The organism is Streptomyces sp. NPDC052773 (assembly GCF_044547145.1).
Lineage (GTDB): Bacteria > Actinomycetota > Actinomycetes > Streptomycetales > Streptomycetaceae > Streptomyces.
In genome coordinates this window covers 42,693-63,826 of sequence record NZ_JBITZX010000007.1, presented here as the reverse complement: position 1 = coordinate 63,826, position 21,134 = coordinate 42,693, and the positions used below count along the sequence as shown (strand labels likewise).

Genomic DNA, 21,134 nt, shown 5'->3' with positions numbered 1-21,134 from the left:
ACGAACGGTGACGGAGTCCGTGCGCAATGTGATGTGCTGGGACCGAACACGCACATGGCAAGGGCTTGCGACATACGACAAGCTCATAACCGCACCAGCGTCACACGCACCACGCAGGCCCCGCGTCCGCCCGGCCGAGGCCCGCACCACCGCCCCACCGCGGCCCGCACGACCGCAGAACGCACCACCGCAAGACCGCACCACCGCACCACCAACGCACCACACACCGCACGGACAACGACACACCGCACGGGACAACGACACACACGGGGGCCCAAGGGAGGGGAGCACGCCATGGGCTCGGACCACATCCGCCGCTGGGAGTCGGGAGCACTGGCGCACGCCGTGACGGACCCCTTCGGCCAGGGCCCGCTCCCCTGGCTGCGCGGCAGCGAGACCTACTTCGACGACGGCCAGGTCGTCCCCTGGTACGTCGACCCGGCCGCCCCCGAGCGCACCGGCGCCGCCCACCGTCCCGGCAGCCGCGTCCCCGCCCCGCGCCCGGGCTCGACCGGACCCATCCGCTCAGCCGACGACGTGAACCGCCAGATCAAGGGCTTCACGTCCACCGGCGCGGTCGCCCCCGGCGAGGCCGTCGACTTCCACATCACCGTCGACCCGCCCCAGGAATTCAGCGTCGACGTCTACCGCATCGGCCACTACGCCGGCCACGGCGCCGCCAAGATCACCACCAGCCCGCGCCTGTCCGGCATCCTCCAGCCCCCGCCGCTCGCCGCCGACCGCACGGTCTCCTGCCACCACTGGTGGCTGTCCTGGCGCCTCCAGGTCCCCGCCCACTGGAGCACCGGCGCCTACGTGGCCGTTCTCACCACCGCCGACGGCTACCGCTCCCACGTGCCCTTCACCGTCCGCGACGACCGCCCGGCCGACCTGCTGATGGTGCTGCCGGACGTCACCTGGCAGGCGTACAACCTCTACCCGGAGGACGGCCGCACCGGCGCCAGCCTCTACCACGCCTGGGACGAGGACGGCCGGCTGCTCGGCGAGCGCGACGCCGCGACCACCGTCTCCTTCGACCGCCCGTACGCGGGCGCGGGCCTCCCGCTGCACGTCGGCCACGCCTACGACGTCATCCGCTGGGCCGAGCGCTACGGCTACGACCTCGCCTACGCCGACGCCCGCGACCTGCACGCCGGCCGCGTCGACCCGACCCGCTACCGGGGCCTGGTCTTCCCCGGCCACGACGAGTACTGGTCCCCGCAGATGCGCCGCGCCGCCGAGGAGGCCCGCGACCACGGCACGTCCCTGGTCTTCCTGTCCTCCAACTCCGTGTACTGGCAGGTCGAGCTGGGCCCGTCCCCGTCCGGCAGCCCCGACCGCCTCCTCACCTGCCGCAAACGCCAGGGCCCCGGCAAGCCGGTGCTGTGGCGCGAGATCGACCGCCCCGAGCAGGAACTGCTCGGCATCCAGTACGCGGGCCCGGTGCCCGAACCCCACCCGCTGATCGTCCGCAACGCCGACCACTGGCTGTGGGAGGCGACCGGCGCGCACGAGGGCGACCCGATCGAGGGCCTGGTCGCGGGCGAGGCCGACCGCTACTTCCCGCGCGTCCCTCTCCCCGAGCACGACGAGCGCATCCTGCTCGCCCACTCGCCGTACCGGGACGCCGAGGGCGTCACCCGCCACCAGGAGACCTCCCTCTACCGCGCCCCCTCCGGCGCCTGGGTCTTCGCGTCCGGAACCTTCGCCTGGTCCCCGGCGCTGGACCGCCCGGGCCACGTCGACCCTCGTATCCAGCGCGCCACCGCCAACCTCCTGGACCGCATCTGCAAACGTGACTGACCCGCTGTCCGCCGGCCCGTGCCCGTACGGGACAATCGAGGCATTGGACAGAACCACGGGGAGGAACCGTGTCCGGATTCGTCGAAAAGCCCGAGCCGATCCAGGTTCCGGGTCTGGTGCATCTGCACACCGGCAAGGTGCGCGACCTGTACCAGAACGAGGCGGGCGACCTCGTGATGGTCGCCAGCGACCGCATGTCCGCCTACGACTGGGTGCTGCCGACCGAGATCCCCGACAAGGGCCGGATTCTCACCCAGCTCTCCCTGTGGTGGTTCGACCAGCTCGCCGACCTGGTCCCCAACCACGTCCTGAGCACCGAGCTGCCCGCCGGTGCCCCCGCCGACTGGGCCGGCCGAACCCTGGTCTGCAAGTCGCTGCGGATGGTCCCGGTGGAGTGCGTGGCCCGCGGCTACCTCACCGGCTCCGGCCTGGTCGAGTACAACGAGTCCCGTACGGTCTGCGGCCTCGCCCTCCCCGAAGGCCTCACCGACGGCTCCGAGCTGCCCGGCCCGATCTTCACCCCGGCGACCAAGGCCGCCGTCGGCGAGCACGACGAGAACGTCTCCTACGAGGAGGTGGCCCGCCAGGTAGGCGCGGACACCGCCGCCCAGCTGCGCCAGGTGACCCTCGCCGTCTACTCCCGGGCCCGGGACATCGCCCGCGACCGGGGGATCATCCTGGCCGACACCAAGTTCGAGTTCGGCTTCGAGGGGGACACCCTCGTCCTCGCCGACGAGGTGCTGACCCCGGACTCCTCCCGCTTCTGGCCGGCCGACCAGTGGCAGCCGGGCCGCGCCCAGCCGTCGTACGACAAGCAGTTCGTGCGCGACTGGCTGACCTCGGCCGAGTCGGGCTGGGACCGGAAGAGCGAGCAGCCGCCGCCCGCGCTGCCGCAGCAGGTGGTGGACGCGACCCGAGCCAAGTACGTGGAAGCGTACGAGCGCCTGACGGGCACCACCTGGAGCTGAGCCGTCCGTGGCCCCCGGCCCCCGGCCCGTCCGGGGGCAAGGTCCCAGGCAACGCGAAAGGCCCCCGGCGGGAACCGGGGGCCTTTGCTCTGTGGAGCGGACGACGAGGCTCGAACTCGCGACCTCAACCTTGGCAAGGTTGCGCTCTACCAACTGAGCTACGTCCGCGTTGCGCCGTGGCGCGAGAGCAACTATACCCAACCTCGCTCGCGTGCGAGACGCACCGCCGCATGACGGTTCTCCACCCCGAGCTTCGACACGGCCGACGAGAGATAGTTCCGGACGGTCCCCTGGGACAGCGCGGCCCGCTCCGCGATCTCCGCGACCGGAGCGCCGTCGGCGGCCAGCTCCAGCACCTCGGCCTCGCGCGCGGTCAGCGGCGAGTCCCCGGCGGAGATCGCGTCGGCGGCCAACTCCGGGTCGACGTAACGGTTTCCCGCGTGGACGGTCCGGATGATCTCGGCGAGCCGCTGGGCGCTCACCGTCTTCGGGACGAACCCCCGCACACCCGCCGCGAGTGCCCGCTTCAGATGCCCCGGCCGGCCGTGACCGGTCACGATCAGCACCCGGCAGCCGGGCAGTTCGGTCCGCAGCGATGTGGCGACCTTCACACCGTCGGCGCCCGGCATCTGGAGATCGAGCACCGCCACATCGGGCTCGTGCGCCCGCGCCATCGCCAGCGCCTCGGGCCCACTGGCCGCCTCCGCGACGACGAGCAGATCGTCCTCCAGCGAGAGCAGCGCGGCCAGCGCGCCCCGGATCAGATGCTCGTCGTCGGCGAGCAACACCCGCACGGTCACCCCACGACCTCCCGCCGCCCGGCCTCCGAGCCCGCCTCGTCCCCGTCGGCCGAGCACCCCTCCTCGGCCCCCGGCCCCCCAGCCACCGGCACCCGAGCCACCACCCGGAACACCCCGTCCCCGGCGAACCCCGCCTCCAGCGTCCCGTCGACCGCCCGCAACCGCTCCCGCAGCCCGGCGAGCCCGGAACCGCCGCCACCGGTCCGGCCCGGCGCCCCCGCCTCCGACGCGCCCGCCTCCGACGCGCCCACCCCCGCCCCGTCGTTCTCCACCGTCAGCACCACACACCCCTCAGACATCACCAGCCCCACCGAACACCGCCGGGCATCGCCGTGCCGCAGCACGTTCGTCGTGGCCTCCCGCACCACCCAGCCGAGCGCCGACTGCACCTCGCCGGGCAGCCCGGCGGCCACGCCCGTCACCTCGCAGTCGATACCGGCGGCCTTCAGCACGCCCTGCGCGCCGAGGAGTTCGACGCCGAGATCGGCCTCGCGGTAGCCGCGGACGACATCGCGGACCTCGCGCTGCGACTCGGCCGCGATCCGCTGCACCTCCACCATCTGGGCGACGGCCTCCTCCCGCCCCCGCCGGGCGAGCTGCACGGCCAGCTCGCTCTTCAGGGCGATGACCGCGAGGTTGCGGCCGATGACGTCGTGCAGATCCCGCCCGAACCGCAGCCGCTCCTCGGCGACGGCGAGCCGTGCCCGGGTCTCGCGGGCCGCGTCGAGTTCCCAGACGGCGTTGAGCAGCCAGACGGAGAAGACGGATGTGAAGGCGAAGAAGCCGGTAGCGGCGAGGATCGCGAGCCCCGCGGCCAGCGCACCGGTGGGGGAGGCACCGCACACCAGGGACACGGCGGCGACACCCGCCGAGAAGCCCAGCACCAGCAGTGCGGCGGGCCGCCGGCCCCGCACGCCGAGCGTCATGGCCCCGACGCCGAAGACGAGCACCCCACCGGCCGCCGTGCCCAGTGCGGTCTCGGTGTCCTCGCCGCCGGTCACCTGCCGGGCGAGCGCGAAGCACAGCGCCGCCAGCAGCGCACTGGCAGCGCCGAGCGCCCACATCAGCCGCACCGGCCGTTCCCGGCTGCCGCGCACCCAGTCCAGCGCCCGCGACCCGGTCACCGCGCACAGCACGGCGTGGGAGAAGAGCAGGGCGAACAGCCCCCCGCGGGCGGGCATCCCCGGAACGGCGAGCAGCGGCAGCCCGAACAGCCCGACCTGGATGACCGCGAAGAAGTGGAACGACCACCGTGTGTACGTCTCCACCTTCGCCGGCGTGCTCTTGCCCCGCCACCACGTCCTCGGCCCGGCCACCCGACCGCCCCCTCCGTCAGCTCCGTTCAGCGCCTCGGCTCCCACCGGAACCACCGCCGTACAGCAAACACCGCCAGTACGGTCCAGGCCAGCGCGGTGGCGACGGCGCCCAGGGCGTCGTAGCCGGAGAGGTCCCCGGTCCAGCCGGCCCGCACCAGGGTGATCACCGGCGTCAGCGGCAGCAGTTCGCAGAAGGAGGCCAGCCGCTCGGGCAGCACCTCCAGCGGCACGGTCACCCCGGAGCCCAGCATGGAGACGAACATCATCGGCAGCGCGGTCACCTGCGCGCTCTCCGCGGTGCGGGTGAAGGCCGCGGTGACCGCCGCGAGCGCCCCGCACAGCACGATCCCCGACAGCAGTCCCAGCAGGGCCAGATGAGGCGCGGACGGCGCTCCGACGTCGAGCAGCACCCCGCAGCCCACCGCGAGCAGCAGCGACTGCGCGACCCCGATCCCGGAGGCCGGCAGCGCGGCCCCGACCAGGATCTCCCGGTCCCGCAGCTCACCGGTCCGCAGCCGCTTGAGCACCAGTTCCTCGCGGCGGGTGACGTAGGCGGTGGTCAGGGCGCCGTACACGGCGAAGAGCAGGGAGAAGCCGACGGCGGCGGGCAGCAGCACGGTGCCGACGGTCAGCCCGGCCTCCTTCAGGTCCATCTCGTCGACCGCTGCCCGGACGCTGAACGGCAGCAGCAGCGGTACAAGCACGACGGAGACGAGCGTGGCCCGGCTGCGCCCCAGCAGCGTCAGCTCGGCCCGCGCCAGCGCGCCCATCCGCCCCGTGACAGTCGTCGTGCTCCTCTGCCCGGTGACAGTCGTCGTGCTCATACGCCGATCCCCTCCTCGCGCGTGTGCTGCGCCGCGAGGGCCGAAGCCCGCCCGGCGATCCCCAGGAACGCCTCCTCCAGGGAGGCCTGCCGCACATCCAGCCGCCGCAGCTCCACCCCGGCGTCCCGGGCCCACACCAGCAGCCCGGTCGCCGCCCGCTGCAGCTCGTACGTCCGCAGCCGCACGGTCCGGCCGTCCACCTCGTGTCCGACGACGCCCAGCTCGCCGAGCGCCGGCAGGTCGCCCAGGAACCAGCCCTCGGGCAGCTCGAAGGAGATCCGGGAGGGCTGGGCGGCGGTCACCTCCTCCGGGGTGCCGCGGGCCGCGATCCGCCCCTCGTGCAGGATCGCCAGCCGGTCGGCCAGCTCCTCGGCCTCCTCCAGGTAGTGCGTGGTCAGCAGCACCGTCGTACCGCCGTCGCGCAGCGCGCGCACCAGGTCCCAGGTCTCGCGGCGGCCCTCGGCGTCGAGCCCGGTCGTCGGCTCGTCGAGGAACAGCACCTCGGGTTCGCCGAGCAGCGCGAGCGCCAGGTCGAGGCGCCGCCGCTCCCCGCCGGAGAGCTGCTTGACCCGCACCCCGGCCCGCTTCCCGAGCCCGACGGTCTCCAGCGCCTCGCCGACGGGCCGCGCCCCGGAGGTGCAGCCCGCCCACATCCGTACGGTCTCGGCGACGGTCAGCTCCGCCGGGAACCCGCCCTCCTGAAGCATCACCCCGGTCCGCGGCCGTACGGCGTCCCGCTCCCCGTAGGGGTCGTGCCCGAGCACCCGCACCCGGCCCGCGCTGGGCGGCGCCAGCCCCTCCAGCAACTCGACCGTGGACGTCTTCCCGGCGCCGTTGGTGCCCAGCAGCGCGAAGACCTCGCCGCGGGCCACGTCGAACGTGATGCCGCGCACAGCCTCGAACCCGCCCCCGTAGACACGTGTGAGGTCGGTGACCTCGATCACATGCTCGCGTCCGTTTGTGTTCATGGCTTCAGCGTCCCGGCGGGCGGGGCCGTTCGGCAGTGCGCGCTGTCACCGGCGGGCATGACAAATGTCAGAAGAGCAAAAGGCGGTGAGCGAGGCAGTGGGCACGGCGGTGGCAAGGCGGTGGAGATACGCCAAAGGCCCCGGTCGACGACCGAGGCCTTGGATGAACTGGAGCGGACGACGAGGCTCGAACTCGCGACCTCAACCTTGGCAAGGTTGCGCTCTACCAACTGAGCTACGTCCGCATTGCCTCCGATCGGCTTTCACCGACCGGCGCGAGCACCAGCCTACCTGATCCACAAGAGTGGTCGGTACGGCGGTGCAGAGCGGGTGACAGGAATTGCACACTGCGCCTTCCCCCTGGAAGGGGGATGTTCTGCTACTGAACTACACCCGCGTGTCCATGAGCCGGGCCTTTCGGCCTCGCCCCTCGGCGTGCTCCAGACTCTAGCTGATCAGCGGGGGTGCTGCGCAAGTCGGTTGCCGCGAGGGACGGCTGAGCGGCCGTCGGCCCGGTCGCGAACCCGGGTGGCCGGGGTCGCGCGGGGCCTCACTGCGCGGCGGCGAAGGCCTCGTAGACCTTCTTCGGGATGCGACCGCGCGCGGGGACGTCCATCTTGTTGGCCTGCGCCCAGGCGCGCACCGCCGCCGGGTCGGGGGCGACCTCCGTCTGCTTGTAGGCCCTGCCCGACTTCGACCGCTTGCGGCCGGCCTCCACGTAGGGCGCGAGCGCCTTGCGCAGTTTCCTGGCATTGGCTTCATTCAGGTCGATCTCGTACGACTTGCCGTCGAGTCCGAAGGCGATCGTTTCCGCCGCTTCCGAGCCGTCGATGTCGTCAAAGAGGGTGACCACGACCTTTTGCGCCACGAATATCGGTCCCTTCGTGCGGCACCTCAATGCAGCTCATCTGCGATGACGTGCCGAGTATCGGCTATTGCCAATTCATTTGTACAGTGCCCGGCAAAGCAATGGGAAGCCCGACTAAATCTCTCCGCGTGTCCTCGGCGCAATAGCTGTCGCGGAGCGATCCGGGATCTTTCCCTGAACTTTTCGTGAAGGGGTGACTCCGATGCCGGATCGTGACGGCGCTTCCGTAGGTTCCTACAACTCTACCCGCGTAGAAATTTTGTGCGGGTAGTCTGAAGGAACCTGCTCAGCACCACACACCGGGAGTGCCAGTGGCACGCGTCGTAGTCGACGTCATGCTCAAGCCGGAGATCCTCGACCCCCAGGGCCAGGCGGTGCAGCGCGCACTGCCGCGGCTGGGTTTCGACGGGATCTCGGACGTCCGCCAGGGAAAGCGTTTCGAACTGGAAGTTGACGGGCCGGTCGACGAGGCCGCGCTCGCCCGCATCCACGATCTTGCGGAATCCTTCCTCGCCAACACCGTGATCGAGGACTTCACCGTCCGCGTCGAGGAAGTCGCGGAGGCCGTGAAGTGACCGCTCGTATTGGCGTCGTCACTTTCCCGGGCTCTCTCGACGACCGGGACACGCAGCGTGCGATCCGGCTCGCGGGCGCGGAACCCGTCGCCCTGTGGCACAAGGACAAGGACCTCAAGCAGGTCGACGCCGTGGTGCTGTGCGGCGGTTTCTCCTACGGCGACTATCTGCGCGCCGGTGCCATCGCCCGCTTCTCGCCGGTGATGGACACGATTATCGACCAGGCGAAGGCCGGCCTGCCGGTCCTCGGCATCTGCAACGGCTTCCAGATCCTCACCGAGGCCCACCTGCTGCCCGGCGCGATGCTCGGCAACGACCACCTGCACTTCATCTGCCGTGACCAGAAGCTGCGGGTGGAGAACGCGGACACCGCCTGGACGACCGACTACACGGCCGGCCAGGAGATCCACATCCCGCTCAAGAACATGGACGGGCGGTACGTCGCCGACGAGTACACGCTCGACAAGCTGGAGGCCGAGGGCCGGGTCGCCTTCCGCTACCTGGACTTCAACCCCAACGGCTCGCTCCGCGACATCGCCGGCATCACCAACGAGGCGGGCAACGTCGTCGGCCTGATGCCGCACCCGGAGCACGCCGTGGAGCCGCTGATCGGCACCGGCCGCACCGACGGTCTCCCGTTCTTCACCTCGATCCTCAAGAAGCTGGTCAACGCATGAGCCGGACGCCTCTGGACACGGTCGAGCACGCGGCCGCGACCCCCGACGTCGAGCTGCCCTGGGCCGAACTCGGCCTGAAGAAGGACGAGTACGAGCGGATCGTCGAGATCCTCGGCCGCCGCCCCACCGGCGCGGAGCTGGCCATGTACTCGGTCATGTGGTCCGAGCACTGCTCGTACAAGTCCTCCAAGGTCCACCTCCGCCAGTTCGGCGAGAAGGCCCCCCAGAACGACGCCCTGCTCGTCGGCATCGGCGAGAACGCCGGCGTGGTCGACGTCGGCCAGGGCTACGCGGTCACCTTCAAGGTCGAGTCGCACAACCACCCGTCGTACGTCGAGCCCTACCAGGGCGCGGCCACGGGTGTCGGCGGCATCGTCCGCGACATCATCGCGATGGGCGCCCGCCCGGTCGCCGTCGTGGACCCGCTGCGCTTCGGCGCCGCGGACCACCCCGACACCAAGCGCGTCCTGCCCGGCGTCGTCGCCGGCATCGGCGGCTACGGCAACTGCCTGGGCCTGCCCAACATCGGCGGCGAGGTCGTCTTCGACGCCGTCTACCAGGGCAACCCGCTGGTCAACGCCGGCTGCATCGGTGTGATGCGGCACGAGGACATCCACCTCGCGAAGGCGTCCGGCCCGGGCAACAAGGTCATCCTGTACGGCGCCCGGACCGGCGGCGACGGCATCGGCGGCGCGTCGATCCTCGCCTCGGAGACCTTCGACGACGCCAAGCCGTCGAAGCGCCCCGCCGTCCAGGTCGGCGACCCCTTCCAGGAGAAGCTGCTCATCGAGTGCACCCTGGAGGCGTTCAAGGAGAAGCTGGTCGTCGGCATCCAGGACCTGGGCGCGGCGGGCCTGTCCTGCGCGACGAGCGAGCTGGCGTCGAACGGCTCGGGCGGCATGCGCGTGACCCTGGACGACGTCCCCCTGCGCGACTCCACGCTCTCGCCGGAGGAAATCCTCATGAGCGAGTCGCAGGAGCGCATGTGCGCGGTCGTCGAGCCCGACAAGGTCGACCGCTTCCTGGAGATCTGCGACAAGTGGGACGTCATCGCCACCGTCATCGGCGAGGTGACCGACGGCGACCGCCTGGAGATCTTCTGGCACGGCGAGAAGATCGTCGACGTCGACCCGCGCACGGTCGCCCACGAGGGCCCGACCTACGAGCGCCCGTACGCCCGCCCGGCGTGGCAGGACGAGCTCCAGGCGGACGACGCGAACAAGCTGCCGCGCCCGCAGTCGGGCGAGGAGCTGAAGGACCAGGTCCTGAAGCTGGTCGCGTCCCCCAACCAGGCCTCCAAGAAGTGGATCACGTCCCAGTACGACCGCTTCGTGCAGGGCAACACCGTCCTCGCCCAGCCCGAGGACTCCGGCATGATCCGCATCGACGAGGAGACCGGCCTCGGCGTCGCCATCGCCACCGACGGCAACGGCCGGTACGCCAAGCTCGACCCGTACACGGGCGCGCAGCTGGCCCTCGCCGAGGCCTACCGCAACGTGGCCACGACCGGCGCCAAGCCGCTGGCCGTCTCGGACTGCCTGAACTTCGGCTCCCCCGAGGACCCGGCGGTCATGTGGCAGTTCGCGGAGGCCGTGCGCGGTCTGGCGGACGCCTGCCAGCAGCTCGGCACGCCGGTGACCGGCGGCAACGTCTCGCTCTACAACCAGACGGGCGAGGCCGCCATCCACCCGACGCCGGTCGTCGCCGTCCTCGGCGTGATCGACGACGTCGCCCGCCGCACCCCGGTCGCCTTCCGGGAGGAGGGCCAGCTGATCTACCTCCTCGGCGACACGCGCGAGGAGTTCGGCGGCTCGGCCTGGTCCCAGGTGATCCACGACCACCTCGGCGGCCTGCCCCCGAAGGTCGACCTGGAGCGCGAGCGGCTGCTGGCCGAGATCCTGATCTCCGCCTCCCGCGACGGCATGATCGACTCCGCGCACGACCTGTCCGACGGCGGTCTGATCCAGGCGGTCGTCGAGTCGGCGCTGCTCGGCGGCAAGGGCGCCCGCCTGATCGTCCCCGACGGTCTGGACGCCTTCACCTTCCTCTTCTCCGAGTCCGCGGGCCGCGCCATCGTCGCCGTCCCGCGCTCCGAGGAGGTCCGCTTCAACGACATGTGCGGCGCCCGGGGTCTCCCGGCCACCCGCATCGGCGTCGTCGACGGCGACACGGTGGAGGTCCAGGGCGAGTTCACCCTCACCCTGGAGGAGCTGCGCACGGCCCACGAGAGCACCATCCCGGCGCTTCTCGCGTAGGCAGTGACCCGCGAGGCCCCGTCCGGCTCCCGAGCCGGACGGGGCCTTTGTCAGTGCCGGTTGCTACCTTCGGACGAACGATCACATCCGACGGCGCACCGGGGGGAGCGGCGGTGAAGGTTCAGGTTTCGGACGGAGTCCGCAAGGCCCTCAACGTGCTGCTGTGCGTGGTCGCCGTGGCCGGCACCGGCTTCGGCGGCCGGGAGATCTGGCAGGTCTGGGACGCCAGACGGCAGATCGACGCGGCGTGCGCCGGACTGGTCCCGGCCGGCCGGGTGCTCGCACTCTCCCCGGCGGGCGGCACCATCACCGCCCGGCAGGCCGAGGAGGGCACCATCGAGCTGGAGTCCCTGGCGAGCGGGCAGGACTGCGAGCTGTTCAGCACCGAGGCGGGCGAGAAAACCGGCACGGACAGCGGTCAGCGGTGGTTCTTCACCGGCGCGGTGGGTGTGATGCCCCCTGACGAGCGGGAGACCCCCGAGGACCCGTGGGACCAGATCGAGGACCCCTTCGGCCACTACACCTACCCCGACCAGCCCCTTGGCGGAGGCATCGCGGGAAGGGTCACCGACTCGGGCGTCGTCGTCGAACTGCCCTGTCCGACGGGCAAGGTGAACGGGCAGCGGATCAGCACACTCTGGGCGAGAGCCACCCTGATGTCCGGACGGCCGTTCACCGAGCGGGAGCAGCCCACCGCACACGACCGGAACGTCCTCGCGCAGACCGCTGTCCTCACCGCCAACAACCTCGCCGACCGGCTGGGCTGCCCTGACCGCCTGCCCGATCCGCCGGACGACACACCAGCCCTGACGCCGGGCCCCACCCCGGCCTCCCGGGCGGCCGGGACCTGCGCCTGGTACCGCGAGGCGGGCTTCCCGCGCGACCGGGACCTCGCCGACCAGGTTCTCGAGAGCCGTACGGACGCCAGGCTGTGGGACGAGCGCTGCGTGCTCGTGCTCAGCCGGTCGCGGGCGAACACGGTGTGGTTCGGTCACACCGGCACTCTGCGGGGCGTCGACAGCCCGAGCCGCCCCGGCCAGTGGTTCGTCTCCCTGCACACCTACTCCGGCGATCACGCGAAGAACGTCCGTCTCCACACCGGTGGCTCCACCGACCCCGGCACCCGCGCCGAGCCCGGCAAGGCCGGACGCGGCGGCGGCGACCCGGCCTGGTGGGCCTCCTCCGTCTGCGAGGGGCGCGCCCAGATCCACACCATGACCGCCGCCTACGGCTACGACAAGGTGGTGACACCCGAGCTGGAGAAGGTCTTCCGGAGCTACGTCGACGACGTCACCGACCGCCGCGGCTGCACCGACGTGACCATGCCTGCCCCCGCAACCTTCCGCGCCGACTAAGGTCACCGCCATGTCCCCGGCCAAGAAGCGCACTCGCAGCTATGACCCCGTCAAGATCCGGGCCGCGGTGTCCGCCCAGTTCGGGCAGGTCCGCCGGGCCGTGGGCACCCTGACGCCCGAGCAACTCGCGCTGCCCACGCGGCTGGACGAGTGGACCGTACGGGAGCTGGCCGCCCACATCACCATGACCGTCGCCGCGGTCAGCCGCGCCCTGGAGCGTGCCGAGCCGGAGAAGGCGGACCTGGCGCTGCTCGACTTCCCGTCCGCGACCGCCCCGTTCGCCGAGGCCATCGCCGACGGCACCCGGCAGCTCGCCGCCGCCCACCCCGACCTCGACGCGCTGTACGCCCGCACCGAGGACGAGCTGACCGAGCACCTCGCCGCCGCCCCCGGGTCCCGCCTCCTCGACGTGCGGGCCGGTGCCATGGCCCTCACCGACTTCCTGGTCACCCGCACCGTCGAACTCGTCGTCCACACCGACGACCTGAACGCCGCCGTGCCCGGCCTGGACATCCCGTACGACCGTCAGGCCCTCGCCGCCTGCACGCGGCTGCTCGCGGACGCGCTGGCCGCGAAGGCGCCCGGCGGGTCGACGGAGGTGCGGATCCCGCCGTACGCCGTCGTGCAGTGCGTGGAGGGCCCCCGGCACACCCGCGGCACCCCGCCCAACGTCGTGGAGACCGACCCGCTGACCTGGATCCGGCTGGCGACCGGGCGGGTCGCGTGGGCCGATGCACTGGCGGACGCCAAGGTCAGCGCGAGCGGCGAACGCGCCGACCTCGGCGGGCTGCTGCCGATCCTGGCGTAGCGCGGCGACGACCGCGGGTGGAACCGATCACCCCGGTCGCCCCGTCGAAACGGCATGTACAGGCAGACGCACCGCATCACTTTCACCGCAGCCGTCCTCGCCCTGCTGCCCCTCGCGGCGGCCTGCGGCTCGGAAAAGGCCGGCACACGGCCCGCCGGAGCCGACGTCGGCGGGATCACCGGCGTCCACTGGGCCGTGGACGGCGTCACGGTGGACGGCACCGAGCACGACGCCCCGGCCGGCGCGTACGTCACGATCGACGACAACGGCAAGGCGCAGGGCAACTACGGCTGCAACCACTTCAACGCCCGCGCCTCCTTCGACGGCGACCGCATCCGCCTCGGCGACACCTCGGTGACCGAGATGGGCTGCGAGGACAAGCCGATGAAGTTCGAGGAGACCCTGGCCCGCACCCTCGCCGACGGCGCGCTGAAGGCGCACGTGGACAAGGACCGGCTGACCCTGACCACGGACGGAGGCGACACCGTGCGGCTGAGCAAGACCGAGGACGCGTCCCTGCTGGGGACCCGCTGGAACGTCACGGCACTCGGCGCCGACGGCGTCGCCCAGTCCCTCCCCGAGGACGCCGAGGCACACCTGACCTTCGGCGAGGACGGCAGGGTCACCGGCCGCCTCGGCTGCAACAAGGTGACGTCCACGGCGACCGTACGCGACGGCAATATCACCCTGGGCACGCCGTCCACCACCCGAATGATGTGCGACGCCTCACTCATGGCTGCGGAAAAGCGGCTCCTGCGCCTCTTTGACGGCACGGTCGAGTACCGCCTCGATCACCGCACCCTCACGCTGACCAGCGAAAACGGCGAGAGTGTGACAGCAGTGGCGGCCGAGTGATCCCTTACCGCGGCGTATCCCCAATTCGGACCAGTGGTCGACCTCGCCTACACTCGGAGACGTGCCACGTGGTGACGGACGACTCAACCACGACCTGCTCCCCGGTGAGAAAGGCCCCCAGGACGCGTGTGGCGTCTTCGGTGTCTGGGCTCCGGGCGAAGAGGTCGCCAAGCTCACGTACTTCGGGCTCTACGCCCTCCAGCATCGGGGCCAGGAATCCGCGGGAATCGCGGTCAGCAACGGCTCCCAGATCCTCGTCTTCAAGGACATGGGCCTGGTCTCCCAGGTCTTCGACGAGACCTCGCTCGGTTCGCTCCAGGGTCACATCGCGGTCGGACACGCCCGCTACTCGACCACCGGCGCCTCCGTGTGGGAGAACGCCCAGCCGACGTTCCGCGCCACCGCGCACGGTTCCATCGCGCTCGGTCACAACGGCAACCTGGTCAACACGGCGCAGCTCGCCGAGATGGTCGCCGACCTGCCGACCGACAACACCAGCCGCTCGACGCGGGTGGCGGCCACCAACGACACCGACCTGCTGACGGCCCTGCTGGCCGCCCAGGTCGACGAGGACGGCAAGCCGCTGACCATCGAGGAAGCCGCCCACACGGTCCTGCCGAAGGTCCGTGGCGCTTTCTCCCTCGTCTTCATGGACGAGCACACGCTGTACGCCGCCCGTGACCCGCAGGGCATCCGCCCGCTGGTCCTCGGCCGCCTGGAGCGCGGCTGGGTGGTCGCCTCGGAGACCGCCGCCCTCGACATCTGCGGCGCGAGCTTCGTACGGGAGATCGAGCCGGGCGAGTTCGTCGCCATCGACGAGAACGGCCTGCGCACCTCCCGATTCGCGGAAGCGAAGCCCAAGGGCTGTGTCTTCGAGTACGTGTACCTGGCCCGCCCGGACACCGACATCGCCGGCCGGAACGTGTACCTCTCCCGCGTGGAGATGGGCCGCCGCCTGGCGAAGGAGGCCCCGGTCGAGGCCGACCTGGTCATAGCGACGCCGGAATCCGGCACCCCCGCCGCGATCGGTTACGCGGAGGCCTCCGGCATCCCGTTCGGCGCCGGCCTGGTCAAGAACGCGTACGTCGGACGTACGTTCATCCAGCCCTCGCAGACCATCCGCCAGCTGGGTATCCGCCTGAAGCTGAACCCGCTGAAGGAAGTCATCAAGGGCAAGCGCCTGGTCGTCGTCGACGACTCGATCGTGCGCGGCAACACCCAGCGGGCCCTGGTCCGCATGCTGCGCGAGGCGGGCGCCGCCGAGGTCCACATCCGGATCTCCTCGCCGCCCGTGAAGTGGCCGTGCTTCTTCGGCATCGACTTCGCGACCCGCGCCGAGCTGATCGCGAACGGCATGACCATCGAGGAGATCGGCACCAGCCTGGGCGCCGACTCCCTCGCCTACATCTCCATCGACGGCATGATCGAGGCGACCACGATCGCCAAGCCGAACCTGTGCCGCGCCTGCTTCGACGGCGAGTACCCGATGGAGCTTCCCGACCCCGAGCTGCTGGGCAAGCAGCTGCTGGAGACCGAGCTCGCCGCCGGTCCCGCCGCCACGGCCGCCGCCGACGCCATCCGTCGCCCGTAGCCCGTCCGCGTTACCTGCCGTACGACACGAAGGTTCTCATAGCCATGTCTGAGACAACTGGTGCCAGCTACGCAGCCGCGGGCGTCGACATCGAAGCGGGCGACCGCGCGGTCGAGCTGATGAAGGAGTGGGTGAAGAAGACCCAGCGCCCCGAGGTCCTCGGCGGCCTCGGCGGTTTCGCCGGCCTCTTCGACGCCTCCGCCCTCAAGCGCTACGAGCGTCCGCTGCTCGCCTCCGCCACCGACGGAGTGGGCACGAAGGTCGACATCGCCCGGCAGCTGGGCGTGTACGACACGATCGGCCACGACCTGGTCGCGATGGTCATGGACGACATCGTCGTCTGCGGCGCCGAGCCGCTGTTCATGACCGACTACATCTGCGTCGGCAAGGTCCACCCCGAGCGGGTCGCCGCCATCGTGAAGGGCATCGCGGAGGGCTGTGTGCTGGCCGGCTGCGCCCTGGTGGGCGGTGAGACGGCCGAGCACCCCGGTCTGCTGGGTGCGGACGACTTCGACGTCGCGGGCGCCGGTACGGGCGTCGTGGAGGCCGACCGGCTGCTCGGCGCGGATCGCATCCGTACGGGTGACGCGGTGATCGCCATGGCGGCCTCCGGTCTTCACTCGAACGGGTACTCCCTCGTCCGCCACGTGCTGCTGAACCAGGCGGGGCTGTCCCTGGACGCGCGGATCGACGAGCTGGGCCGCACCCTCGGCGAGGAGCTGCTGGAGCCCACGAAGATCTACTCGCTGGACTGCCTGGCCCTCACCCGCACCACCGAGGTGCACGCCTTCAGCCACATCACGGGCGGCGGCCTGGCCGCCAACCTGGCCCGGGTCATCCCGGACGGGCTGCACGCGATCGTCGACCGCTCCACCTGGACCCCGGCCCCGATCTTCGACCTGGTCGGCAGGACCGGTCAGGTCGAGCGGCTGGAGCTGGAGAAGACCCTCAACATGGGCGTGGGCATGATCGCCATCGTCCCCGAGGAGTCCACCGACGTGGCCCTGGCGACGCTGGCCGACCGCGGGGTCGACGCCTGGATCGCCGGCGAGATCACCGAGCGTGGCGACCACGAGACGGGCGCCGCCCTGATCGGTGACTATGCGAGCTGAGCCCTTGCGGGTAGCACAGAACCCGGTCGGTGACCGAGGTCACCGACCGGGTTGATGCTCAGTGCAAGGTCAAGCGCCGCGACGGTGGCGCGAGGAGTCGTCGTCCTCGTCCTCGTCGTCCTCGTAGAGGTCGGCGTACTTTGCGTACAGGTCGTCGTCGTGCTCATCGTCCTCGAAGCGGTCGCCGTTCGGCGACTGGTTCGACGTCGATGCGCCCAGCTCCTCGGCCAGGCGTGCGAGGTCAGTCCCACCGCTGTTGTACTTCAGCTGGCGGGCGACCTTCGTCTGCTTGGCCTTGGCCCGGCCGCGCCCCATGGCTCGACCCCCTCAACGACGGGGCTCGACGGCCCCAGAGTCTTGACACGCGTTCATGATCCGGAACGGACTCTCCGCGGAGAGGCCGGTCCGTAGGGCTTCCACGGTACCTGAGCCCGCGCCCATACGGTACGTCGCCCGCATGACGTGCCCGCGCCCAGGACCTTCGAGGCGCCCCGTCCTCGCTGGTCAGTGGCGATTTTAACCACTTATTGGCGAACGACCCGCCGGTGGAAGTGAGAGTTGTCTCTAACTGCCCACCGGCAGGTACCGCTCAAACCCGCGCCACGACCCCGCGGGACCGCTCCCGGAACGTCACCATCCGCGTGCCGCGGCGGCCTCGGCCATCCGCTGCTCGGCGATCCGGTCGGCCGCGGCGGCCGGCGGAATCCCGTCCGTCTTCGCACCTGCGAATATGGCGAGCGTGGTGTCGTAGATCATCGCCGCCTTCGCCTTGCACCGCTCGAAGTCGAAGCCGTGCAGTTCGTCGGCGACCTGGATGACCCCGCCGGCGTTCACCACGTAGTCCGGCGCGTAGAGGATCCCGCGGTCGGCGAGGTCCTTCTCGACGCCCGGGTGGGCCAGCTGGTTGTTGGCCGCGCCGCACACCACCTTGGCGGTCAGCACCGGCACGGTGTCGTCGTTCAGCGCGCCGCCGAGCGCGCAGGGCGCGTAGACGTCCAGACCGTCGATCCGGATCAGCTCGTCGGTGTCCTTGACCGCGAGCACGTTCCGGTGCCGCTCGGTGATCCGGCGCACGGCCTCCTCGCGCACGTCCGTGACGAAGACCTCGGCGCCCTCCGCGACCAGGTGCTCGACCAGGTGGTGGCCGACCTTGCCGACGCCGGCGATGCCGACCCGCTTGGCCCGCAGCGTGGGGTCGCCCCACAGGTGCTGGGCGCTGGCACGCATGCCCTGGTAGACACCGAAGGCGGTGAGCACGGAGGAGTCGCCCGCGCCGCCGTTCTCGGGGGAGCGCCCGGTCGTCCAGCGGCACTCGCGCGCCACGACGTCCATGTCGGCGACGTAGGTGCCGACGTCACAGGCGGTGACGTAGCGGCCACCGAGGGAGGCGACGAAACGGCCGTAGGCCAGCAGCAGCTGCTCGGACTTGATCTTCTCGGGGTCACCGATGATCACGGCCTTGCCGCCGCCGTGGTCCAGCCCGGCCATGGCGTTCTTGTACGACATCCCGCGCGCGAGGTTCAGCGCGTCGGCGACGGCCTCTTCCTCGGTCGCGTACGGGTAGAAGCGGGTACCGCCGAGGGCGGGGCCCAGCGCGGTGGAGTGGATGGCGATCACGGCCTTGAGGCCGCTGGCGCGGTCCTGGCAGAGCACGACTTGCTCATGACCCCCCTGGTCCGAGTGGAACAGGGTGTGCAGGACGCCGTCGGTTACGTCGGTCACGGTGGTGACTCCTGAGGTGGAAAACGGCGGGTGGGATTCAGCATCCCGTGCGGGTGGCGGGCGCTGTGAGCACGAGATTAGAGCCTGGGAGCCCCACCGGAAGGACAGTGTTCAGGATCACCTCCTCACGGAGTACCGCCGTGCGACGATTTGCATGGTTTTCCCGCGGCTTCGCCGTCGGGTTCGGCAGTTTTCCCCGGCACCCGGCGGGGGAGGGAGCAGGCGTGCCCAAGGTGTCCTCGGTGATCGTCCCGTACGCGGCCTACCTGCGCGTGTACGAGCCGCTGGCCGCCTTCCCGGAGCCGGAGCGCGGGCACTGGGAGCGTTACGCCCGCCGCCCCGACCGCCCCTCGTACCAGGACGAACTGCGCCGTTCGCTCGCCGATCTGCTGCCCACCCCGCCCGTCCCGGTGCCGGTGCACGAGAGCGGCGACGCGTTCGTGCTGGAGGCCGACGGGGTGGTGTACGTCTGCCCGTGGCGGACCCGGCTGCGCGGCTGGCAGGCGCTCGGTGATCTCGCCGAGGAACTGCCGGCGACGCTCCTGGACGCGGTGCTGCCCCCGGTCGTACGCCACCAGGCCACCCGGGACTACGAGCGCTGGCTCGCCGAGAACCCCGACGCCCGCCCCTGGATCCGCACCGCGACCTGGCAGGTGCCGCTGAACTGGTTCGTCCTCGTCGCCGACGAGGAGCGGGAGTACGACAAGGGGACCGGGGGCGAGCCGGAGGACACCGCACCCGTGCTGCGCTACCGCACGCCCATGGTGCAGGCCCGCCGCCGGGTGGCCCGGGCCCTGCGCACCCTGCGCGAGGCCATGGACGAGGGCCCGCTCATCGACGGCCTGGTGGACGTGGGCCGCTGGCTGGAGGAGTTCCACCCGCGCTCGCTGGTCGAACTGGACTACGGCGGGCTGGTGCACGCCCTGCCGGCCGGCGACCTGGAGGACGACCACTCGGCGGCCGACGTGGCCGAGGGCATCGAGGCGCTGCGCAACGGCGACGGGGCCGCGGCGGGCGAGGCGTACGGTCGGCTGGCGGAACGGTGGCGTTCGGTGCGGGACCTGCGCTCGGCCAACTGAGCCGTGCACCGGGGCCGCAGTGACGCGGGACACGTTACGGGCCGTCAGCTCGGGACGTAGATCCCGATCCGGGCTTATGTGGCGACGGTGTGTCAAGGGTGACGGACCGCACGTAGCACCGCCCTTGCGTCCCTTGCCCCTCCTCGTGCCAAAATAGGACAAGGAGTCCGGGGAGGACTCCATCCGTCCTGGTGCGGTGCACTGTGGGCGGAATCTCAGCATTGCACGCTTTGGGGGGTCTGGTGACTCCTGATCGCCCTGTGACTGATCGTCACAGCGGCGTGACTGTCCGCTATGGCATGGTCCATCGGCTTCCGTCGGTGATGAACACCTGGGAGGGCAATTCCATCGGTTTGGCCGACGCGGCTGGACAGATGGTGTAGTTGTAGTGCCGAGGACAAGCCGTTCGTCCTATAACCGACTCGACTCGCGTCCGCCATTTCGGGCAACGCGGGTCAAGGTGCAGAATTTAGAGGAAAGAACCGAGAAGGTTCGGTTCTCCCGAGGAGGCCGCTCATGACCGCTCGCACCCCTGATGCCGAGCCGCTGCTGACCCCGGCTGAGGTCGCCACCATGTTCCGCGTCGACCCGAAGACGGTCACGCGGTGGGCGAAGGCCGGCAAGCTCACGTCGATCCGCACGCTCGGCGGGCACCGCCGCTACCGCGAGGCCGAGGTCCGCGCTCTGCTCGCGGGCATCCCGCAGCAGCGCAGCGAGGCCTGAACAACTGCATAACCGGGCAATTCGGCAGGTCCCCCAACCCGCCGGGCAGCCCGAACCCTAGCTCCAAGCGACGTGGGCCCTGCCCCAACAGGGCCCTTTCCCGAGGTTCGAGACATCTGCCAGGGTGCGTCGTCGATCGCGCTGGACTCCGCCGGGTCCAGCGCGATCTTTTTTGTGCGCGGAACGAGGAGGGTCGGAGGGCCCTGTGAGCGGGCTTGTCGGAGTCTGGGGAGGGGTGTCGGAACGGCTGTGGGACACCCCTTCCGGGTAGTGCAATTGCACATATTAAATTGACCAGTTGTAGGAGCGGGGTAAGTACCGCCGTTTCAAAAACTCATGCGGTGACACCCGTCACATGCCAGGCTACTTGTTGCCTCCGGCGTATGTGCGCTAGGGGAAGCGCGTGTTCCAGAAGCCGCTCGGCACAAGGGTGTTGAGGCCACCGGCCGTCACGCGGGGGAGGGGCTTTCGTCCTCGACCCGCTCGGCGGCGCCCTCCTCTGGGCCGGCCGTCTGCATGGCCAGGCGCAGCAGCTGGTGGCAGATCGGACAGTGCCGGGTCAGATGGCGGTACGAGGACGCGGCCGACAGATGTGCGCGGAGCAGCGCCCGCGTCGCGTGCCTCGCCGATGCCGCCATACGCCACCTCCGGGGGCCGTACGGGAAACGGTGCCCTGACTCCTGGGGTACCGACGGAATGTGACGCCGTCAAGGGCGCGGGCGCCATCAGGGCGGCCGTATACGGCCCGGGGGCGGATTTGGGATGCCGGGGGCTTCACGAGGGGCGTGAGGGGCCTTCAGGGCCTTCGGCCCGCGTGGGGAGGCGGTGAAGCGGC

20 protein-coding genes and 3 tRNA genes are annotated in these 21,134 nt (G+C 70.9%); 12 read left to right on the top strand and 11 right to left on the bottom strand.

What is annotated here, in order from left to right; all coding sequences use genetic code 11:
* Positions 1 to 294 precede the first annotated feature (294 nt).
* Both ACIG0D_RS17595 and ACIG0D_RS17590 read left to right on the top strand, forming a co-directional pair.
* Positions 295 to 1,803, top strand: coding sequence for a N,N-dimethylformamidase beta subunit family domain-containing protein (locus ACIG0D_RS17595; protein WP_399801382.1), 1,509 nt, complete (start codon positions 295 to 297; stop codon positions 1,801 to 1,803).
* A 68-nt stretch (positions 1,804 to 1,871) separates the two neighbouring features.
* On the top strand, positions 1,872 to 2,771 hold the full coding sequence (locus ACIG0D_RS17590) for a phosphoribosylaminoimidazolesuccinocarboxamide synthase (RefSeq protein WP_399801379.1): 900 nt from the start codon (positions 1,872 to 1,874) through the stop codon (positions 2,769 to 2,771).
* 92 nt (positions 2,772 to 2,863) lie between these two features.
* Here ACIG0D_RS17590 and ACIG0D_RS17585 read toward each other — a convergent pair.
* The 8 genes from ACIG0D_RS17585 to ACIG0D_RS17550 form a co-directional block, all read right to left on the bottom strand.
* A tRNA-Gly gene (locus tag ACIG0D_RS17585) sits at positions 2,864 to 2,939 on the bottom strand.
* Positions 2,940 to 2,962: 23 nt separating this feature from the next.
* The gene (locus ACIG0D_RS17580; RefSeq protein ID WP_399801376.1) at positions 2,963 to 3,571 is read right to left on the bottom strand and encodes a response regulator; all 609 of its coding nucleotides are present in this window, start codon (positions 3,569 to 3,571) and stop codon (positions 2,963 to 2,965) included.
* Positions 3,568 to 4,887 (bottom strand): sensor histidine kinase, encoded by a 1,320-nt coding sequence (locus tag ACIG0D_RS17575; protein ID WP_399801373.1) that lies wholly within the window; start codon positions 4,885 to 4,887, stop codon positions 3,568 to 3,570. The genes ACIG0D_RS17580 and ACIG0D_RS17575 overlap by 4 nt, the downstream gene beginning before the upstream one ends.
* Positions 4,888 to 4,913: 26 nt before the next feature.
* On the bottom strand, positions 4,914 to 5,711 hold the full coding sequence (locus ACIG0D_RS17570; protein WP_399801371.1) for an ABC transporter permease: 798 nt from the start codon (positions 5,709 to 5,711) through the stop codon (positions 4,914 to 4,916).
* On the bottom strand, positions 5,708 to 6,679 hold the full coding sequence (locus ACIG0D_RS17565) for an ABC transporter ATP-binding protein (RefSeq protein ID WP_399801368.1): 972 nt from the start codon (positions 6,677 to 6,679) through the stop codon (positions 5,708 to 5,710). The genes ACIG0D_RS17570 and ACIG0D_RS17565 overlap by 4 nt, the downstream gene beginning before the upstream one ends.
* A 169-nt stretch (positions 6,680 to 6,848) precedes the next feature.
* Positions 6,849 to 6,924: transfer RNA gene (locus tag ACIG0D_RS17560), tRNA-Gly, on the bottom strand.
* 80 nt (positions 6,925 to 7,004) lie between these two features.
* Positions 7,005 to 7,076 (bottom strand) — tRNA-Gly (locus ACIG0D_RS17555).
* A 153-nt stretch (positions 7,077 to 7,229) separates the two neighbouring features.
* Positions 7,230 to 7,547, bottom strand: coding sequence for an Lsr2 family protein (locus ACIG0D_RS17550; RefSeq protein WP_399801366.1), 318 nt, complete (start codon positions 7,545 to 7,547; stop codon positions 7,230 to 7,232).
* A 311-nt stretch (positions 7,548 to 7,858) separates the two neighbouring features.
* Between ACIG0D_RS17550 and purS the strand changes: the two genes are divergently transcribed.
* The 8 genes from purS (at position 7,859) to purM (ending at position 16,775) form a co-directional block, all read left to right on the top strand.
* Complete coding sequence (purS, locus tag ACIG0D_RS17545) at positions 7,859 to 8,122, top strand: phosphoribosylformylglycinamidine synthase subunit PurS (protein ID WP_030251612.1); 264 nt, start codon at positions 7,859 to 7,861, stop codon at positions 8,120 to 8,122.
* Positions 8,119 to 8,799, top strand: a complete 681-nt coding sequence (gene purQ, locus ACIG0D_RS17540; protein WP_365761683.1) for a phosphoribosylformylglycinamidine synthase subunit PurQ — start codon at positions 8,119 to 8,121, stop codon at positions 8,797 to 8,799. Before purS ends, purQ begins: the two co-directional genes overlap by 4 nt.
* Positions 8,796 to 11,054, top strand: a complete 2,259-nt coding sequence (purL, locus tag ACIG0D_RS17535) for a phosphoribosylformylglycinamidine synthase subunit PurL (protein WP_399801361.1) — start codon at positions 8,796 to 8,798, stop codon at positions 11,052 to 11,054. Before purQ ends, purL begins: the two co-directional genes overlap by 4 nt.
* Before the next feature lie 113 nt (positions 11,055 to 11,167).
* Positions 11,168 to 12,409 carry a hypothetical protein gene (locus ACIG0D_RS17530; RefSeq protein ID WP_399801359.1) on the top strand — a complete coding sequence of 414 codons (1,242 nt, stop codon included), beginning with the start codon at positions 11,168 to 11,170 and terminating at the stop codon, positions 12,407 to 12,409.
* 10 nt (positions 12,410 to 12,419) lie between these two features.
* Entirely contained in the window at positions 12,420 to 13,217 is a 798-nt protein-coding gene (locus ACIG0D_RS17525; RefSeq protein ID WP_399801356.1) for a sterol carrier family protein, read from the top strand.
* Positions 13,218 to 13,271: 54 nt separating this feature from the next.
* Entirely contained in the window at positions 13,272 to 14,072 is an 801-nt protein-coding gene (locus ACIG0D_RS17520; protein ID WP_399801353.1) for an META domain-containing protein, read from the top strand.
* A gap of 61 nt (positions 14,073 to 14,133) precedes the next feature.
* On the top strand, positions 14,134 to 15,663 hold the full coding sequence (purF, locus tag ACIG0D_RS17515; RefSeq protein WP_399801350.1) for an amidophosphoribosyltransferase: 1,530 nt from the start codon (positions 14,134 to 14,136) through the stop codon (positions 15,661 to 15,663).
* Between the two features lie 44 nt (positions 15,664 to 15,707).
* A complete protein-coding gene (gene purM, locus ACIG0D_RS17510) occupies positions 15,708 to 16,775 on the top strand; it encodes a phosphoribosylformylglycinamidine cyclo-ligase (protein WP_399801347.1) in 1,068 nt (355 codons plus the stop codon).
* Positions 16,776 to 16,844: 69 nt separating this feature from the next.
* On the opposite strand, the gene ACIG0D_RS17505 is transcribed toward purM, so the two are convergent.
* The gene (locus tag ACIG0D_RS17505) at positions 16,845 to 17,090 is read right to left on the bottom strand and encodes a DUF3073 domain-containing protein (RefSeq protein WP_166000202.1); all 246 of its coding nucleotides are present in this window, start codon (positions 17,088 to 17,090) and stop codon (positions 16,845 to 16,847) included.
* A gap of 315 nt (positions 17,091 to 17,405) precedes the next feature.
* On the bottom strand, positions 17,406 to 18,497 hold the full coding sequence (locus ACIG0D_RS17500) for a Leu/Phe/Val dehydrogenase (RefSeq protein WP_399801344.1): 1,092 nt from the start codon (positions 18,495 to 18,497) through the stop codon (positions 17,406 to 17,408).
* Positions 18,498 to 18,721: 224 nt separating this feature from the next.
* On the opposite strand from ACIG0D_RS17500, the gene ACIG0D_RS17495 reads away from it, so the two are divergent.
* Positions 18,722 to 19,576: a hypothetical protein gene (locus ACIG0D_RS17495; RefSeq protein ID WP_399801341.1), complete on the top strand. Its 855-nt coding sequence runs from the start codon at positions 18,722 to 18,724 to the stop codon at positions 19,574 to 19,576.
* 516 nt (positions 19,577 to 20,092) lie between these two features.
* The gene (gene bldC, locus ACIG0D_RS17490) at positions 20,093 to 20,299 is read left to right on the top strand and encodes a developmental transcriptional regulator BldC (RefSeq protein WP_003949541.1); all 207 of its coding nucleotides are present in this window, start codon (positions 20,093 to 20,095) and stop codon (positions 20,297 to 20,299) included.
* A 449-nt stretch (positions 20,300 to 20,748) separates the two neighbouring features.
* Here bldC and ACIG0D_RS17485 read toward each other — a convergent pair whose 3' ends face one another.
* Positions 20,749 to 20,937: a DUF6274 family protein gene (locus ACIG0D_RS17485; protein ID WP_399801338.1), complete on the bottom strand. Its 189-nt coding sequence runs from the start codon at positions 20,935 to 20,937 to the stop codon at positions 20,749 to 20,751.
* Positions 20,938 to 21,134 lie beyond the last annotated feature (197 nt).

Coding starts and splice junctions, on each gene's coding strand:
- ACIG0D_RS17525 (WP_399801356.1), top strand. CDS start 12,420: ATGTCCCCGGCCAAGAAGCGCACTCGCAGCTATGACCCCGTCAAGATC.
- ACIG0D_RS17520 (WP_399801353.1), top strand. CDS start 13,272: ATGTACAGGCAGACGCACCGCATCACTTTCACCGCAGCCGTCCTCGCC.
- ACIG0D_RS17505 (WP_166000202.1), bottom strand. CDS start 17,090: ATGGGGCGCGGCCGGGCCAAGGCCAAGCAGACGAAGGTCGCCCGCCAG.
- purM (WP_399801347.1), top strand. CDS start 15,708: ATGTCTGAGACAACTGGTGCCAGCTACGCAGCCGCGGGCGTCGACATC.
- bldC (WP_003949541.1), top strand. CDS start 20,093: ATGACCGCTCGCACCCCTGATGCCGAGCCGCTGCTGACCCCGGCTGAG.
- purL (WP_399801361.1), top strand. CDS start 8,796: ATGAGCCGGACGCCTCTGGACACGGTCGAGCACGCGGCCGCGACCCCC.
- ACIG0D_RS17565 (WP_399801368.1), bottom strand. CDS start 6,679: ATGAACACAAACGGACGCGAGCATGTGATCGAGGTCACCGACCTCACA.
- ACIG0D_RS17595 (WP_399801382.1), top strand. CDS start 295: ATGGGCTCGGACCACATCCGCCGCTGGGAGTCGGGAGCACTGGCGCAC.
- ACIG0D_RS17570 (WP_399801371.1), bottom strand. CDS start 5,711: ATGAGCACGACGACTGTCACCGGGCAGAGGAGCACGACGACTGTCACG.
- ACIG0D_RS17485 (WP_399801338.1), bottom strand. CDS start 20,937: ATGGCGGCATCGGCGAGGCACGCGACGCGGGCGCTGCTCCGCGCACAT.